Raw genomic sequence first — 15,890 nt, 5'->3', positions numbered from 1 at the left:
TGGGAGTGACTGCGAGACATGTCCCGCAATTCTTATTATCAGAGCTCTGACATCCAGGCCGCAGGCGGTCTGGTCCCGATGGTTATCGAGCAGTCTGCCCGTGGCGAACGTGCCTATGACATCTACTCGCGCCTGTTGAAGGAGCGAGTGATCTTCCTGGTAGGTCCGGTAGAAGACTACATGGCCAACCTGGTTGCGGCGCAACTGCTGTTCCTTGAAGCGGAAAACCCGGACAAGGACATCCATCTTTACATCAACTCACCAGGCGGTTCGGTGACTGCGGGCATGTCGATCTACGACACCATGCAGTTCATCAAGCCAGACGTTTCCACCACCTGCATCGGTCAGGCCTGCAGCATGGGTGCCTTCCTGCTTGCCGGTGGTGCTGCCGGCAAGCGTTTCTGCCTGCCGAACTCGCGCATGATGATTCACCAGCCGTTGGGCGGCTTCCAGGGTCAGGCGTCGGACATCGACATCCATGCCAAGGAAATCCTCCACATTCGTTCGCGTTTGAACCAGCTGTTGGCTCATCACACCGGTCAGAGCCTCGAAACCATCGAGCGCGATACCGAGCGCGACAACTTCATGAGCGCTGAGCGTGCGGCTGAATATGGCCTGATCGACTCTGTGATCGACAAGCGTAAAATGCCCGCCTAAGCAGCCCAAATGTAGGTGGTCGGGGTAACTGACCGCCTGCGGGCTTGAAAAAGCCTGCAATTGCCTTCATCTTGTGTTGCAAGCCTATCGGATTTGGATCGATCGAATGACTGACACCCGCAACGGCGAGGACAACGGCAAACTGCTCTATTGCTCCTTCTGTGGCAAAAGCCAGCATGAAGTGCGCAAATTGATTGCCGGCCCCTCGGTCTTTATCTGCGACGAGTGCGTCGACCTGTGCAATGACATCATCCGTGAGGAGGTGCAGGAAGCCCAGGCCGAAAGCAGCGCGCATAAATTGCCTTCGCCTAAAGAAATCAGCGGCATCCTTGATCAGTACGTGATTGGTCAGGAACGTGCGAAAAAGGTTCTGGCCGTAGCGGTGTATAACCACTACAAGCGTCTGAACCAGCGCGACAAAAAGAATGACGACGTCGAACTCGGCAAAAGCAACATCTTGCTGATCGGCCCGACAGGCTCGGGTAAAACCCTGCTTGCCGAAACTCTGGCCCGCTTGCTGAACGTTCCGTTCACCATCGCCGACGCAACCACCCTCACCGAGGCGGGTTATGTGGGCGAAGATGTCGAGAACATCATTCAGAAGCTGCTGCAGAAGTGCGATTACGACGTAGAAAAGGCCCAGATGGGCATTGTCTACATCGATGAGATCGACAAGATCTCGCGCAAGTCTGACAACCCGTCGATCACCCGGGACGTTTCCGGTGAAGGCGTGCAGCAGGCCCTGCTCAAGTTGATCGAAGGCACGGTCGCTTCCGTTCCACCTCAAGGTGGTCGCAAGCATCCGCAGCAGGAATTCCTTCAGGTCGACACCCGTAACATCCTGTTCATCTGCGGTGGTGCGTTCTCCGGTCTGGAAAAGGTTATTCAAAACCGTTCCACCCGTGGCGGCATCGGCTTCAACGCAGAAGTGCGCAGCAAGGAAGAAGGCAAGAAAGTCGGTGAATCCCTGCGTGAAGTCGAGCCTGACGATCTGGTCAAGTTCGGTCTGATCCCGGAATTCGTCGGGCGTCTGCCGGTACTTGCCACGCTGGACGAGCTTGATGAGGCTGCGCTGATGCAGATTCTCACCGAGCCGAAGAATGCCCTGACCAAGCAGTATGCCAAGCTGTTCGAGATGGAAGGCGTGGACCTGGAATTCCGGGCCGACGCGCTGAAATCGGTCGCCAAACGTGCCCTGGAACGCAAAACCGGTGCCCGTGGCCTGCGCTCGATTCTCGAAGGTGTATTGCTCGACACTATGTATGAAATCCCCTCGCAGTCCGAGGTGAGTAAAGTAGTGATCGACGAAAGCGTTATAGAAGGCAAGTCCAAGCCTCTGTATCTCTATGAGAACAGTGAGCCGACTGCCAAGGCAGCGCCAGACGCTTAAGCGTCACACTGCTGGAATAAAGAAGGGGCCTTCGGGCCCCTTTGCTATTGTGGGAGACGGGGCAGCTAACCTGAATTTCTGGATGCGCCGGGATAAATGCAGGCGCTACCGTAAGCTCTGATTTTTTAAGTGATTCTTTTATCCGCTTGTTTTTTTTGAAAACAGCCCCCATCTTGGTTTCAAGCTTACTTCCATCTGTTTACGGCCTTATGGCCGCCGTAGAGGCGAAATCATGAAGACGACCATCGAATTGCCTCTCCTGCCATTGCGTGATGTCGTGGTTTATCCGCACATGGTTATCCCGCTGTTCGTGGGGCGCGAGAAATCCATCGAAGCTCTCGAGGCAGCGATGACGGGCGACAAGCAGATCCTTCTGCTGGCTCAGCGGAATCCTGCTGACGACGATCCCGGTGAAGAAGCACTTTATCGCGTAGGCACCATTGCTACCGTTCTGCAGCTGCTCAAACTGCCTGACGGCACCGTCAAGGTTCTTGTCGAAGGCGAGCAGCGGGGCGCCGTGGAGCGCTTCAGCGAAGTCGACGGCCACTGCCGTGCCGAAGTCTCGTTGATCGACGAAACCGAAGCGCCAGAGCGCGAATCGGAAGTGTTTGTCCGCAGCCTGCTGGCTCAATTCGAACAATATGTGCAGCTGGGCAAGAAAGTCCCCGCTGAAGTCCTGTCGTCGCTCAACAGCATCGACGAGCCGGGCCGCCTGGTCGACACCATGGCCGCGCACATGGCCCTGAAGATCGAGCAGAAGCAGGAAATCCTCGAAATCATCGATTTGTCGGCCCGGGTCGAGCACGTTCTGGCGTTGCTGGATGCCGAGATCGATCTGCTGCAAGTCGAAAAACGCATTCGCGGCCGCGTTAAGAAGCAAATGGAGCGCAGCCAGCGCGAGTACTACCTGAATGAGCAGATGAAGGCCATTCAGAAAGAGCTGGGTGACAGCGACGAAGGCCACAACGAAATCGAAGAGCTGAAAAAGCGCATCGATGCCGCCGGTCTGCCGAAAGATGCGTTGGCCAAGGCTCAGGCCGAACTGAACAAGCTGAAGCAAATGTCGCCAATGTCCGCGGAAGCGACCGTGGTGCGTTCGTACATCGACTGGCTGGTTCAAGTGCCATGGAAAGCCCAGAGCAAAGTGCGCCTGGACCTGGCCCGTGCCGAAGACATTCTCGACGCCGACCACTACGGTCTGGAAGAAGTCAAAGAGCGGATCCTCGAATACCTCGCCGTGCAGAAGCGCGTGAAGAAGATTCGCGGCCCGGTATTGTGCCTGGTCGGTCCTCCAGGGGTGGGTAAAACCTCTCTGGCGGAGTCGATTGCGCATGCCACCAACCGCAAATTCGTCCGCATGGCCCTCGGTGGCGTGCGCGATGAGGCGGAAATTCGTGGTCATCGCCGGACTTATATCGGTTCGATGCCAGGAAGATTGATTCAAAAGATGACAAAGGTGGGCGTCCGTAACCCGCTGTTCCTGCTCGATGAAATCGACAAAATGGGCAGCGACATGCGTGGCGATCCAGCGTCGGCGTTGCTGGAAGTGCTCGACCCCGAGCAAAACCACAACTTCAACGATCACTATCTGGAAGTCGACTACGACCTGTCCGATGTGATGTTCCTGTGCACCTCCAACTCGATGAATATTCCACCGGCGCTGCTGGACCGGATGGAAGTGATTCGTCTGCCGGGTTACACCGAAGACGAGAAGATCAACATCGCCGTCAAATACCTTTCGCCCAAGCAGATTGCTGCCAACGGCCTGAAGAAAGGCGAGCTGGAATTCGACGCCGAAGCGATTCGCGACATCATTCGCTACTACACCCGCGAAGCCGGTGTACGTGGGCTGGAGCGCCAGATTGCCAAGGTTTGCCGCAAGGCGGTCAAAGAGCATGCTCTGGAAAAACGCTTCTCGGTGAAGGTGACAGCCGAGATGCTGGAACACTTCCTGGGCGTGCGTAAATTCCGTTACGGCCTGGCTGAACAGCAGGATCAGATCGGTCAGGTCACCGGCCTGGCGTGGACCCAGGTGGGCGGCGAATTGCTGACCATCGAAGCCGCAGTCGTGCCGGGTAAAGGCCAGCTGATCAAGACCGGTTCTCTGGGTGACGTGATGGTCGAATCGATCACCGCAGCCCTGACCGTTGTTCGCAGCCGTGCTAAGAGCCTGGGGATTCCCCTGGACTTCCACGAGAAGCGCGACACGCATATCCACATGCCTGAAGGGGCAACCCCGAAAGACGGCCCTAGCGCCGGTGTAGGCATGTGCACGGCCCTGGTGTCGGCATTGACTGGCATTCCTGTAAGAGCGGACGTCGCCATGACCGGCGAAATCACCTTGCGTGGGCAGGTGCTGGCGATCGGTGGCTTGAAGGAAAAACTGCTGGCTGCTCACCGTGGCGGAATCAAGACGGTGATCATTCCTGAAGAGAACGTACGCGATCTGAAGGAAATTCCTGACAACATCAAGCAAGATCTACAGATTAAACCCGTTAAATGGATTGACGAGGTCCTGCAAATTGCGCTGCAATACGCGCCGGAACCCTTGCCGGATGTGGTTCCGGAGATCGTTGCAAAGGATGACAAACGCGAGTCTGACTCTAAGGAAAGAATTAGCACGCATTAGTACGCATTTGCCTGGGGGGCTTCCTTGACAGTTTTTTAGAGCCCTTGTTATAAAGCGGCTCTTAAGTGTCTGTAGGCCATTCAGCACTCGTTTTTTTGCTTTCACCAAAAAACTTAGAATCAAACTCAAATAGATATAAGGGGACTTAGAGTGAACAAGTCGGAACTGATTGATGCTATCGCTGCATCCGCTGATATCCCGAAAGCTGCTGCTGGCCGTGCGCTGGACGCTGTAATCGAATCCGTCACTGGCGCTCTCAAGGCTGGTGATTCTGTTGTTCTGGTTGGTTTCGGTACTTTCTCCGTGACTGATCGTCCAGCTCGCATCGGTCGTAACCCACAGACCGGTAAGACGCTGGAAATCGCAGCAGCCAAAAAACCAGGTTTCAAAGCCGGTAAAGCACTGAAAGAAGCTGTCAACTAAGTTCGATTCAGGTTTTTGCCTATCCGGGTCGGGGTCATTCCTGACTTGGCAGCGGAGCGGTAGTTCAGTCGGTTAGAATACCGGCCTGTCACGCCGGGGGTCGCGGGTTCGAGTCCCGTCCGCTCCGCCAGTTACGAGAAGGCGCATCCTCGGATGCGCCTTTCTTCTATCCGGATTCTACCCACGCTCCACGGTTGCCTAATTTTGAAGTTCAACCGTTTCTGGGGGACGCATGCTGCAGAATATCAGGGACAATTCACAAGGCTGGATTGCCAAGACCATTATCGGGGTCATCGTTGCACTGATGGCTTTGACCGGTTTCGACGCTATTTTCAAGGCCACGACGCACAAAAATGACGCGGCCAAGGTCAACGGCGAAGAAATCAGCCAGAACGAGCTGAGCCAGGCGGTCGATATGCAACGCCGTCAGCTCATGCAACAGCTGGGCAAGGATTTCGATGCTTCCTTGCTCGACGAAAAAATGCTGCGCGAATCGGCCCTCAAAGGCCTGATCGATCGCAAACTGCTGCTGCAAGGCGCAGAAAAATCGAAATTCGCTTTCTCCGAAGCCGCTTTGGATCAGGTGATCCTGCAAACGCCTGAGTTCCAGGTGAACGGCAAGTTCAGCCCTGAGCGTTTCGACCAGGTCATCCGTCAACTGGGCTACAGCCGTCTGCAATTCCGTCAGATGCTGGCTCAGGAAATGCTGATCGGTCAGCTGCGCGCTGGCCTGGCCGGTAGCGGTTTCGTCACCGATGCACAGGTGTTGGCCTTCGCCCGTCTGGAAAAGCAGACCCGTGATTTCGCCACCGTGAACATCAAGGCAGACCCGGCGGCAGTGAAACTGACCGACGATGAGGTCAAGGCCTACTACGACGAACACGCCAAGGAGTTCATGACGCCGGATCAGGTGGTCATCGATTACCTTGAATTGAAGAAGGCATCCTTCTTCGATCAGGTCAGCGTCAAGGACGAAGACTTGCAAGCGGCGTATCAGAAAGAAACCGCGAACCTGTCCGAGCAACGCCGGGCTGCGCACATTCTGATCGAAGTGAACGACAAGGTGACCGAGGCGCAAGCCAAGGCCAAGATCGAAGAAGTTCAGGCGCGCCTGGCCAAGGGCGAGAGTTTCGAGGCCCTGGCCAAGGAGTTCTCCCAGGATCCAGGTTCGGCGAACAACGGCGGTGACCTCGGTTTTGCAGGTCCGGGCGTCTACGATCCAGCGTTTGAAAAAGCCCTGTATTCGTTGGCCAAGGATCAGGTCTCGGAGCCGGTTCGCACTGACTTCGGTTTCCACCTGATCAAGCTGTTGGGTGTCGAAGCGCCTGAAGTGCCAACGTTCGCCAGCCTGAAAGACAAGCTGACCCGCGAGTTGAAAACCCAGCAAGTCGAGCAGCGTTTCGTCGAAGCGACCAAGCAATTGGAAGACTCCTCGTTCGAGTCCTCTGATCTGGCCCAGCCGGCACAAGACCTGAAGCTGACCGTTCACACGTCCGCGCCATTCGGCCGTGAAGGTGGCGAAGGCGTTGCGGCCAATCGTGCCGTGGTGACCGCTGCATTCAGTCCTGAAGTGCTGGATGAGGGTGCCAACAGCACCGCCATCGAGCTGGATCCGGAAACCGTGATCGTGCTGCGCGCCAAGGAGCACCGCAAGCCTGAGCAACTGCCGCTGGAAAGCGTGGCTGCCAGCATCCGCGTGCAATTGACCAAGGAGCACGCCAGTGCCGCCGCCAAGACCAAGGCCGATCAACTGATCGCCAGCTTGCGTGATTGCAAGACTGCACTGGACAAGGCGATCGATGGTCAGAACTGGAAAGTTACCGCAACCGCGACTCGCGCTCAGGAAGGGGTCGACCCAACCGTGCTGCAAGCGTTGTTCCGCATGCCCAAGCCAGTCTCCAAGGACAAGCCGACCTTCAGCAGCGTGACCCTGGCCGATGGTAGCCTGGTGGTCGTGCGTCTGAACGGCGTGAATGAAGGCGCTGCGCCGACCGAAGAAGAGAAGGCTCAATACCGTCGCTTCCTCGCCTCGCGCATTGGCCAGCAAGACTTCGCGGCCTACCGCAAGCTGCTGGAGCGTGAGGCTGAGATCAAGCGTTTCTGATGCCTGACTGAGTTTTGCGCGACACAAAGGACCCCAGCCGAAAGGTTGGGGTTTTTTTATGAGGGAAACGAAAAGATCGCAGCCTGCGCTAGCGCTTTCAGGGGGGCGCGCGCGGTCATCTTTAGGCGCTGCCACGGGCGGTGATTTTTTGATTTTTGCTCCGGCGGGACTTTCTCCCGAGATGATGGTCAATGAATCTGTAGCCGTTTTAGACAATCGTTGCTCCGCTAAGCATCGATCTGTTGCACAATACGCCTCGAACCGTTTTCCTCAGGATGTTCAATGTTTAAATCAATTCCCATGCGTGTTGTAGGGCTGGCCTTGGTGCTGGCCGCCGCTGCCGGTTGTTCGTCGAAGAAGGCCGCCATCTATGAGCATGAGAACTTCGACGACTCGGGAACGTTTTCGCGCAGCTACCCGGTGACCGATGCGCAAACCTGCGAAGCCGCCCGTCGGGCCTTGCTTAGCCAGGGTTACATCATCACCAGCAGCGATCCGAAACTGGTCAGTGGGCACAAGAGCTTCCAGCAGACCGGCGAAACCCATATGGAGATCAGCTTCAGTGTGGTTTGTGCCGATGACGGCAGCGAGGGGCACCATGCGACCATGTTCGCCAACGCCCTGCAGGACCGATATGCGCTGAAAAAGACCAACAACTCCGCCAGCCTCGGCGTCGGCGTATTGGGCTCGGTATCGATGCCGATCGGCTCGTCCGATGATTCGATGGTCAAGGTCGCCAGTGAAACCGTGTCCTCGGCCAAGTTCTACGAGCGTTTCTTTACCCTGGTCGAACTGTTCCTGCCGCCGGAAGCGAAGAAGGCCGCGCACATTATCGAGAAGCCGAAAACCGAACTGGGAATGCCTGAAGCCAAGGCTGCCCCCGCTCAGTTGGCGCCAACCCCGGCACCGGCGGCAGAACCTGCACCTGCACCTGCACCAGCGCCGGCAGCCGAGCCCGCACCTGCCGCCGCGCCTGCCACTTCGGAGCCTGTTGTGCCGCCTGCTGAAACAGCGCCGATTACCCCGGCCAAGAGCACCGAGCCGACGTCGTCCACGGAAACGGTCACTCCAGTAGCGGACTCGAGCACGCTGCCGCCGCCGACCGAGCCGATTTCGGCGATACCTGTCTCCGGCCAGTAATGGGCTTGCTTGTTATGGGGGCGGGTCAGACGATACCGCTCCCGTAACGTCCTTCAAGACTGATCCACATCAAGTCGGGCTGTATTCCCACAGTCCGTGTCGAAAAATCCAGTGATAAATTCCTGACCACCTGCTACGTTTTATTCAGTAGCGACGTAGTGTCGTACCCGCGTCATTTTTCTTTCATGCGGGCACTTTATGCTCAAGGCGTTGGTCATTTATTCAAGCGATTTTTTCAACAAGCGATGGGGGTTTAATAATGGACGATTATCAAGAAGAACTGCTCGAGTATCAGGCCTTTGAACTGGACCCGCTGGAACCGGCCGAAGACGCTACCGAGCTGTAATTACGCTGACTGCGGCGAAACTCGCCGGGCGTCTGGCCGTTCCAGCGTTTGAAAGCGCGCTGAAAGGCTTCGGCTGAGGCAAACCCCAGAAGATAGGCGATTTCGCCGAACGCCAGTTCAGTGTCGCGGATGTAGGTCATGGCCAGGTCACGACGTGTATCGTTGAGAATTGCACGAAATTGCGTGCCTTCCTCGGTGAGTTTGCGGCGCAAGGTCCAGGTTGGCAGCTTCAGGCGTGCCGCCACTTCTTCCAGGTCGGGTTCCCGGCCACCATTGAGCAACGGGCCCAGCAACTGAGTGATGCGTTCACGCAGGCTGCGGGTGCGTGTCAGTTGCTCAAGTTCCCGTTCACACAGTTGCAGCAGGTGCCGCCAGGTGCTCGGGCAGTGCTCCGGGTTGCGCTGGGCGAGGCTGTCCAGGCCCAGGCGCAGTTGATTCTGTTCGGCGCCAAACTGAATCGGACAGTCGCCGAGTACGGCATAGGCCTCAAGGTAATCCGGTGCATCAAATTCGATCTCGATTCGTTCGGCGCGCAGTGGGGCAGGGCTCACGCTGGACAATTGCTGCAACCAGCCAGCGATGATCGAATCCACCACGAAGCGGTTGTAGGCGTTGTAGGGGCTGATCGAATAGAACCGCAGCCAGGCGCCTTGGGCGTCTTCGTGAAAGCTCGACTGGCCTCGATAGTTGGAGCCGTACAGCGCTTCGAAACGAATCAGGCAGCGCGCCGCTTCGCGCACGGTGGGAGCCTGGGCGGCGGTGACGCCGGCCAAGCCGGCCTGGCTCAGGCGACTGAGCTGGCCCATGCGCAAACCCAGCGCCGGGTCGTCGGTCAGTTGAATAGCGCCGTGGCCCAGACGCATGTAGCGCGGGATCGACAGGCGGGCACCGGCTTCGGCCAGTCGCGCGGCGTCGAGGCCGTACTGTTCCAGCAACGGTTGTGGGTCCAGGCCATGGCTGCGCACGGCGTCGGCCAGGCTATGGACGAAGCCCACCGACAGATCCCCGAGGCGCATCGGCTGCGGTTTCATCGCTTACAACCAGAGGTTCAGCAATTGCGCGCCGCGGGCATCGCTGTCGGCGAAATGCTGCCCGTTGCTGCTGAGGAAGCTTTGACCGGCGCTGCTCTTGTCCCAGAACTGACCGCGCAGGAACACACTCATGCCGGCGATGCTCTGGCTGGCCGGTGGTTGGGCGGTCAGCGTCAGCCGCTGCCAGGCCTGACCTTCGCTGAGTTCGCCGGCCTTGAGGCTGACAGAGCCCGGCGCGGGCAGGCCTCTATAGCCGCGCCATGGTTGATCCCAGGACCCACGCCCGACGACGAACGCCGGGACCGCCACCAGTTGCGCGCCTTGGGCGTCAAGTTTGCGGTAGTTGTCGGGGTACCAGCTGTCGCTGCCGATCAGCACGCCGAGGCGTCCGGCCGGGGTGTCGACGACGTTGACCGGATGATCGGAGTTGCCTTGGAGCGTGCCACGTCCAGCGAACGTCGGGTGCACTTGTCGCTGGGGCTGGCCGATTGGCAGACCGTCGCGACTGAACACCACGCTGCTGTTGTACAGCGCACCGTGGCCGATGTGCAGGGTGCCGTCGCTGACGCTCGGCTCGGGCAGCACGATGGAACCGGCCACCAGGGTCACGTGGAATTCTTTCGCCAGGCCACCGAACAGCGCCTGGTAATCCTTGGCCATGCGTTTGGCTTTCATCCGCAAGTGCGCGTCGTCGAGACGGTTGCTGCCTTCGGCGCTGATCAGGGCGCGGATGAACTGCAGCGGGTTGCTCACCGCCAACCAGTTCATGGCTTCCTTGAGGGTGGTGGCCTGGTACAGCTCGTCTTTCTCGCCGCTGACCATCAGCCAGGTGCCGACATGTTCAGGCAGTACGACGATGGTTTTTTCATTCAGCAGGCCCTGGTCCTGGGCCTTCTGCAAATAGGCCGCGAGCTTGCGGTGCAGGCGTTCAGGGCTTTGATAGTCGGTGGGGAACAGCTCGGGCTGGATGCCCAGCAGATTGCCACGATCGGCGGGTGTGCCCTGATCGACCGCGAGATTGATGCGCAGGTCCGACAGGTAATGACCCACCGGACGGTCCGCGGCCCACATCGCGTAGGTCGTCAGAACGGCGATCAACGCCATGGAGAGGGTCAGGTACAGAAGTTTGCGCATGGAAAACAGTCAGCGGCCGTGTGCAGGGTTCGCGACTAGGGTAGGGCCCATGCCAGCGCTTGCCAAGGGGCGCTGCGCATTTGGATCAATAAGTTGTCAGTTACGGTCATTGAGTGACAGCGGTGCGACTCTTAGTCTGTCGAACATGACTGACGGGGGCCGAAGAGCTCCTGCAAATTTTCCGTGATCGCTCGTTGTGGAGTTACCGATGGCCGCCGCTCATTACCCGCACCTGTTGGCCCCGCTGGACCTGGGTTTTACCACGTTGCGCAACCGTACCCTGATGGGTTCGATGCACACGGGCCTCGAGGAAAAACCCGGCGGTTTCGAGCGCATGGCCGCGTACTTTGCCGAACGTGCCCGTGGCGGCGTAGGCCTGATGGTCACTGGCGGTATCGGCCCGAACGATGAGGGTGGGGTTTACTCGGGCGCGGCCAAGCTGACCTCCGATGAAGAAGCGCTCAAACACCGGATCGTCACCCGCGCGGTGCACGAGGCGGGCGGCAAGATCTGCATGCAGATCCTGCATGCCGGGCGTTATGCCTACAGCCCGAAACAGGTGGCGCCGAGCGCGATCCAGGCGCCGATCAACCCGTTCAAGCCTAAAGAGCTGGACGAGGAAGGCATCGAGAAGCAGATCAGCGATTTCGTTACCTGCTCGACCCTGGCGCAAAAAGCCGAGTACGACGGCGTCGAGATCATGGGTTCCGAAGGTTATTTCATTAACCAGTTCCTCGCGGCCCACACCAACCATCGCACTGACCGCTGGGGAGGTGTCTACGAAAACCGCATGCGCCTGCCGGTGGAAATCGTCCGTCGGGTGCGCGAAGCGGTCGGCCCGAACTTCATCATTATCTTCCGCCTGTCGATGCTCGACCTGGTGGAAGGCGGTAGCACCTGGGAAGAAATCGTGCAGTTAGCCAAGGCCATCGAGCAGGCGGGCGCGACCATCATCAACACCGGCATCGGCTGGCACGAAGCGCGGATTCCGACCATTGCCACCAAAGTGCCGCGTGCAGCGTTCAGCAAGGTCACGGCGAAACTGCGTGGTTCGGTGAGTATTCCGCTGATCACCACTAACCGCATCAACACCCCGGAAGTCGCCGAGCAGATCCTGGCCGAAGGCGATGCCGACATGGTGTCGATGGCGCGACCGTTCCTCGCCGACCCGGACTTCGTCAACAAGGCGGCGGCCGGCCGTGGCGATGAAATCAATACCTGCATCGGTTGCAACCAGGCTTGCCTGGATCACACGTTCGGCGGCAAGTTGACCAGTTGCCTGGTGAACCCGCGGGCCTGCCATGAAACCGAACTCAATTACCTGCCGGTGCAGCAGATCAAGAAAATCGCCGTGGTTGGCGCCGGTCCCGCGGGGCTGTCCGCCGCCACCGTGGCGGCCGAGCGCGGTCATCAGGTGACGCTGTTCGATTCGGCCAGCGAAATCGGCGGCCAGTTCAACATCGCCAAGCGCGTGCCGGGCAAGGAAGAGTTCTTCGAAACCCTGCGCTACTTCAACCGCAAGTTGCAGACCAGCAACGTCGAGCTGTGCCTGAACACCCGTGTGGACGTGGCGCAGCTGGTCGAGGGCGGTTACGACGAAATCATCCTCGCTACCGGCATCGCGCCGCGGGTGCCGGCGATTCCGGGTGTCGAGCACGCCAAGGTGCTGAGCTATCTGGACGTGATCCTCGAGCGTAAACCGGTGGGCAAACGCGTCGCGGTAATCGGCGCTGGCGGTATCGGTTTCGACGTGTCGGAATTCCTCGTGCACGAAGGCGTGGCCACCAGTCAGGACCGCGACGCGTTCTGGAAGGAGTGGGGTATCGATACGCACCTTGAAGCGCGTGGCGGTGTCGCGGGCATCAAGGCTGCGCCGCATGCGCCGGCCCGCGAAGTATTCCTGCTGCAACGCAAGACCTCCAAGGTCGGTGATGGCCTGGGCAAGACCACCGGCTGGATTCACCGCACCGGTCTGAAGAACAAAAAGGTGCAAATGCTCAACAGCGTCGAGTACCTGAAGATCGACGACGAAGGCCTGCACATCCGCATCGGCGAAAGCGGCGAACCGCAGGTGCTGCCGGTGGACAACATCGTGATCTGCGCCGGGCAGGATCCATTGCGCGAGTTGCACGACGGTCTGGTTGCGGCCGGGCAGAACGTGCACTTGATCGGCGGCGCGGACGTGGCGGCGGAGCTGGATGCCAAGCGTGCGATCAACCAGGGGTCGCGGTTGGCGGCTGAACTCTAACGTTCGCAGCTATCCCTTGTAGCAGCTGGCGCAGCCTGCGTTCGGCTGCGCAGCAGTCGCAAAATCAGCCATCGCGGTATTCCAGATAAACCGAGGTGTCAGGATTGACGACTGCTTCGCAGCCGAACGCAGCCTTCGGCAGCTGCTACAGGGATCGTGCTGGCTGATAGACTCCTGTTTTTCGTCAGAACGTAACGCATCAATGCTTTCCCCTCCAACAGACTGGCTCCCCCAAGCCCCTCTCGAACCCCTTCACCTCGACTGGCTCACCACCGCCGGCATCGACGTCGCCATCCTGCGTTTGGACCAGATCGACCCGCTGATCAGCGGCAACAAGTGGTTCAAACTCATCGAACACCTGAAAGCCGCCGACCAGAACGGCGCCCAAGGCATCATCAGCCTGGGCGGTGCTCACTCCAACCATCTCCACGCATTGGCCGCCGCAGGCAAGCGCTTCGGGTTCACCACGGTCGGTTTGCTGCGCGGGCATCCGCAAGACACCCCGACAGTAAAGGACTTGCAGGCGTTCGGCATGCAGTTGCACTGGCTGGGTTATGGCGGTTATCGAGCGCGGCATGAGCCGGGTTTCTGGCAGCCGTGGCGGGCGCAGTATCCCGAGCTGCAACCGGTGCCGGAAGGTGGTGGTGGCTTGCGTGGGGCGAAGGGCTGCATGCAGCTGGTGGCGCAGGCCCGCGAGCAACTGAGTAGTCTGGGCTGGAGCCATTACGACGGCTGGTGGCTGGCCTGCGGAACGGGCACGACCCTGGCCGGTCTGGTGCTGGCCGAGGCGGGTGAACACCCGGTGTATGGCGCGCTGGCGGTGCCCGATGATCATGGCGTGGCGCAGCAGGTCGAGATGATCGGGCGGGAAGCCGGTTGGGTCGATCCCTTGTATGAACTACTGGACGCCAGCCGTGGCGGTTTTGCCAAAGTCGATCCGCAGCTGCTTGCATTCATCGAGCAGACCGAACAGGCCAGCGGCATTCTTTTCGAGCCGCTGTACACCGGCAAAGCGCTCATGGCTCTCAAGCAACAAGTCGAAGCTGGTAAATTTCCCCAAGGCACGCGCCTGATCTTCATCCACACCGGCGGCCTGCAGGGCCGCCGGGGTTTCGAGCAAAGCGGTCGCGATTAACCGCGTTTGGGCATCATCCGCAGCAAGGTGTTATCGCGCACCACATAGTGGTGGTAAATCCCGGCCACCGCGTGCAACCCGATCAGCCAATAACCGATGGTGGCGCCGAGCTCATGCCAGCCTTGGAACTGCTTGGCCAGCGGTTTGTTTTCTTCGATCAGCAATGGCAAGTCGACGCCATAGAACATCACCCGATGCCCCTCGGCGCTGGTAGTCAGCCAACCCAGAACCGGCACGGTGATCATGAAAATATACAGTGCCCAATGCATCAGCCTGGCAACCACGGTTTGCCAGCGAGGGGAGGCGGGGAATATCTGCGGTGCCGGCCCCAGGCTGCGGGCGAACAGCCGCAACCAGACCAGCACGAACACGGTCAGGCCGAGCATGAAGTGCGCTTCCTTGATCAGCGTTCGGCCGCCACTGCCTTTGGGAAAGATCCCGCGAAATTCGATACAGGCGTAGACCAGTATTAACAGAACCAGCATCAACCAGTGCAGCGCGATCGATACGGTGCTGTAGCGTGATTCGGAATTCTTCCAGGGCATACGGTGTTTCCTCACAATTCTGGTCTGAAGTCACCGTTCTTGTTCGACGGCGTGCACTAACTGTAATCCTGTTTCGCAGGATTTGCCCGAGGCAAATGGGCCGCTCAATGCTCTAAATCAAGTGATCGACCACAAAAAAGCGTCAGTTCCATCCAAGGAACTGGCGCTTGTATTATGAGGCGAGGGGTGCGATCAGTTGGCTTGCGGCATCTCGCCGTTGGCCAGGCGCTTGTTGATGTCGGCGATCACCTCGGGCAAATCGGTGATGGTGTCGATCATGTAGTGCGGTCGCGAGCCTTCGAACAGGGCATGAATGCGCTTGCGTTCGCTGGCCAGTTGGTCGCTGCTTAGCGCGCGATAACCTTCGTAGTCCAGACCCAGCGCGTTACCGGAGCAGATCAACGCCACGGTCCACATGCCGGCACGGCGACCTTCGAGAATGCCCGGCACCGTGTCGTCGATCTTCAGGCAGGCCGCGACGTCGTCGATGCCCAGCGCAATCACATTGGCCAGGGCCTGAGCGGGCCATGGGCGGCCGTTGGGCACTTCGTCGGTGGCGACCACGTGATCGGCGACATAGCCGTTGGTGGCGGCCAGTTCCACCACTTTGTCCATGACTTGTTTCGGGTAGCCGGAGCACGAGCCGATCTTGATTCCTTGCTGACGCAGGTTGGCGATGGTGTCCAGGGCGCCCGGAATCAGTGCCGAGTGTTCGGCGATTTTTTTGATCTGCAGCGGCATAAAGCGATGGTAGATGGCGGTGACGTCATCGTCGGTCGGCGTGCGGCCGAACACCTGGCGATAACGCTCGGCAACTGATGGCTGATCGCACAGGGTGCGGATGTGGTCCCACTTGCCCATGCCCATCGGCCCACGGGCTTCTTCGATGGAAACCTGGACGTCGAACTCGGCGAAGGCTTCGACGAAAATCTGCGTCGGGGCGATGGAGCCGAAGTCGACCACGGTGCCGGCCCAGTCGAGGATGGCGGCTTGCAGTTTGGTTGGGTTTACATAGTTCATGTCTCTGATCTCTGTAGGAGCGAGGCTTGCCCGCGAAGAACGATTACAGGGTTTAACTGACGCACCGGTGTCGTCTGCATTCGCGGGC

Annotated in this window: 12 protein-coding genes and 1 tRNA gene; 9 read left to right on the top strand and 4 right to left on the bottom strand. The window is 59.0% G+C overall.

From position 1 onward, the window contains the following. The first annotated feature begins 18 nt into the window (after positions 1-18). The 7 genes from clpP (at position 19) to AC07VO_RS10000 (ending at position 8,343) form a co-directional block, all read left to right on the top strand. Entirely contained in the window at positions 19-657 is a 639-nt protein-coding gene (clpP, locus tag AC07VO_RS10030; protein WP_018925423.1) for an ATP-dependent Clp endopeptidase proteolytic subunit ClpP, read from the top strand. A gap of 106 nt (positions 658-763) precedes the next feature. After that, a complete protein-coding gene (gene clpX / locus AC07VO_RS10025; protein WP_018925424.1) occupies positions 764-2,047 on the top strand; it encodes an ATP-dependent Clp protease ATP-binding subunit ClpX in 1,284 nt (427 codons plus the stop codon). Between the two features lie 232 nt (positions 2,048-2,279). Next, complete coding sequence (gene lon / locus AC07VO_RS10020; protein ID WP_007940400.1) at positions 2,280-4,676, top strand: endopeptidase La; 2,397 nt, start codon at positions 2,280-2,282, stop codon at positions 4,674-4,676. A 150-nt stretch (positions 4,677-4,826) separates the two neighbouring features. After that, positions 4,827-5,099, top strand: a complete 273-nt coding sequence (locus AC07VO_RS10015; protein WP_002552737.1) for an HU family DNA-binding protein — start codon at positions 4,827-4,829, stop codon at positions 5,097-5,099. Positions 5,100-5,152: 53 nt separating this feature from the next. Further along, positions 5,153-5,229 (top strand) — tRNA-Asp (locus tag AC07VO_RS10010). Positions 5,230-5,331: 102 nt separating this feature from the next. Continuing rightward, positions 5,332-7,203 carry a SurA N-terminal domain-containing protein gene (locus AC07VO_RS10005; protein ID WP_086945070.1) on the top strand — a complete coding sequence of 624 codons (1,872 nt, stop codon included), beginning with the start codon at positions 5,332-5,334 and terminating at the stop codon, positions 7,201-7,203. A 282-nt stretch (positions 7,204-7,485) separates the two neighbouring features. Continuing rightward, complete coding sequence (locus AC07VO_RS10000) at positions 7,486-8,343, top strand: DUF2242 domain-containing protein (RefSeq protein ID WP_064618906.1); 858 nt, start codon at positions 7,486-7,488, stop codon at positions 8,341-8,343. A gap of 291 nt (positions 8,344-8,634) precedes the next feature. Here AC07VO_RS10000 and AC07VO_RS09995 read toward each other — a convergent pair whose 3' ends face one another. Together AC07VO_RS09995 and AC07VO_RS09990 are read right to left on the bottom strand one after the other, a co-directional pair. Next, positions 8,635-9,720 (bottom strand): AraC family transcriptional regulator, encoded by a 1,086-nt coding sequence (locus AC07VO_RS09995; protein WP_018925427.1) that lies wholly within the window; start codon positions 9,718-9,720, stop codon positions 8,635-8,637. A gap of 3 nt (positions 9,721-9,723) precedes the next feature. Continuing rightward, entirely contained in the window at positions 9,724-10,854 is a 1,131-nt protein-coding gene (locus tag AC07VO_RS09990; protein ID WP_086945069.1) for a carbon-nitrogen hydrolase family protein, read from the bottom strand. A gap of 208 nt (positions 10,855-11,062) precedes the next feature. On the opposite strand from AC07VO_RS09990, the gene AC07VO_RS09985 reads away from it, so the two are divergent. Then, entirely contained in the window at positions 11,063-13,102 is a 2,040-nt protein-coding gene (locus AC07VO_RS09985) for an oxidoreductase (RefSeq protein ID WP_086945068.1), read from the top strand. 202 nt (positions 13,103-13,304) lie between these two features. Next, on the top strand, positions 13,305-14,237 hold the full coding sequence (locus tag AC07VO_RS09980; protein WP_495007512.1) for a 1-aminocyclopropane-1-carboxylate deaminase/D-cysteine desulfhydrase: 933 nt from the start codon (positions 13,305-13,307) through the stop codon (positions 14,235-14,237). Here the strand turns inward: AC07VO_RS09980 and AC07VO_RS09975 are convergent. After that, complete coding sequence (locus AC07VO_RS09975) at positions 14,234-14,782, bottom strand: cytochrome b (RefSeq protein WP_018925431.1); 549 nt, start codon at positions 14,780-14,782, stop codon at positions 14,234-14,236. The two genes, AC07VO_RS09980 and AC07VO_RS09975, sit on opposite strands and share 4 nt — an antisense overlap. Positions 14,783-14,974: 192 nt before the next feature. Next, positions 14,975-15,802 (bottom strand): phosphonoacetaldehyde hydrolase, encoded by an 828-nt coding sequence (phnX, locus tag AC07VO_RS09970; RefSeq protein ID WP_086945066.1) that lies wholly within the window; start codon positions 15,800-15,802, stop codon positions 14,975-14,977. Positions 15,803-15,890 lie beyond the last annotated feature (88 nt).

This window comes from Pseudomonas sp. GW821-FHT03E01 (genome assembly GCF_059420765.1).
Note: the sequence above shows the minus strand (reverse complement) of the source record. Positions and strands in the feature narration are given on the sequence as shown.

Coding starts and splice junctions, on each gene's coding strand:
- clpP (WP_018925423.1), top strand. CDS start 19: ATGTCCCGCAATTCTTATTATCAGAGCTCTGACATCCAGGCCGCAGGC.
- clpX (WP_018925424.1), top strand. CDS start 764: ATGACTGACACCCGCAACGGCGAGGACAACGGCAAACTGCTCTATTGC.
- lon (WP_007940400.1), top strand. CDS start 2,280: ATGAAGACGACCATCGAATTGCCTCTCCTGCCATTGCGTGATGTCGTG.
- AC07VO_RS10005 (WP_086945070.1), top strand. CDS start 5,332: ATGCTGCAGAATATCAGGGACAATTCACAAGGCTGGATTGCCAAGACC.
- AC07VO_RS10000 (WP_064618906.1), top strand. CDS start 7,486: ATGTTTAAATCAATTCCCATGCGTGTTGTAGGGCTGGCCTTGGTGCTG.
- AC07VO_RS09995 (WP_018925427.1), bottom strand. CDS start 9,720: ATGAAACCGCAGCCGATGCGCCTCGGGGATCTGTCGGTGGGCTTCGTC.
- AC07VO_RS09990 (WP_086945069.1), bottom strand. CDS start 10,854: ATGCGCAAACTTCTGTACCTGACCCTCTCCATGGCGTTGATCGCCGTT.
- AC07VO_RS09985 (WP_086945068.1), top strand. CDS start 11,063: ATGGCCGCCGCTCATTACCCGCACCTGTTGGCCCCGCTGGACCTGGGT.
- AC07VO_RS09980 (WP_495007512.1), top strand. CDS start 13,305: ATGCTTTCCCCTCCAACAGACTGGCTCCCCCAAGCCCCTCTCGAACCC.
- AC07VO_RS09975 (WP_018925431.1), bottom strand. CDS start 14,782: ATGCCCTGGAAGAATTCCGAATCACGCTACAGCACCGTATCGATCGCG.
- phnX (WP_086945066.1), bottom strand. CDS start 15,802: ATGAACTATGTAAACCCAACCAAACTGCAAGCCGCCATCCTCGACTGG.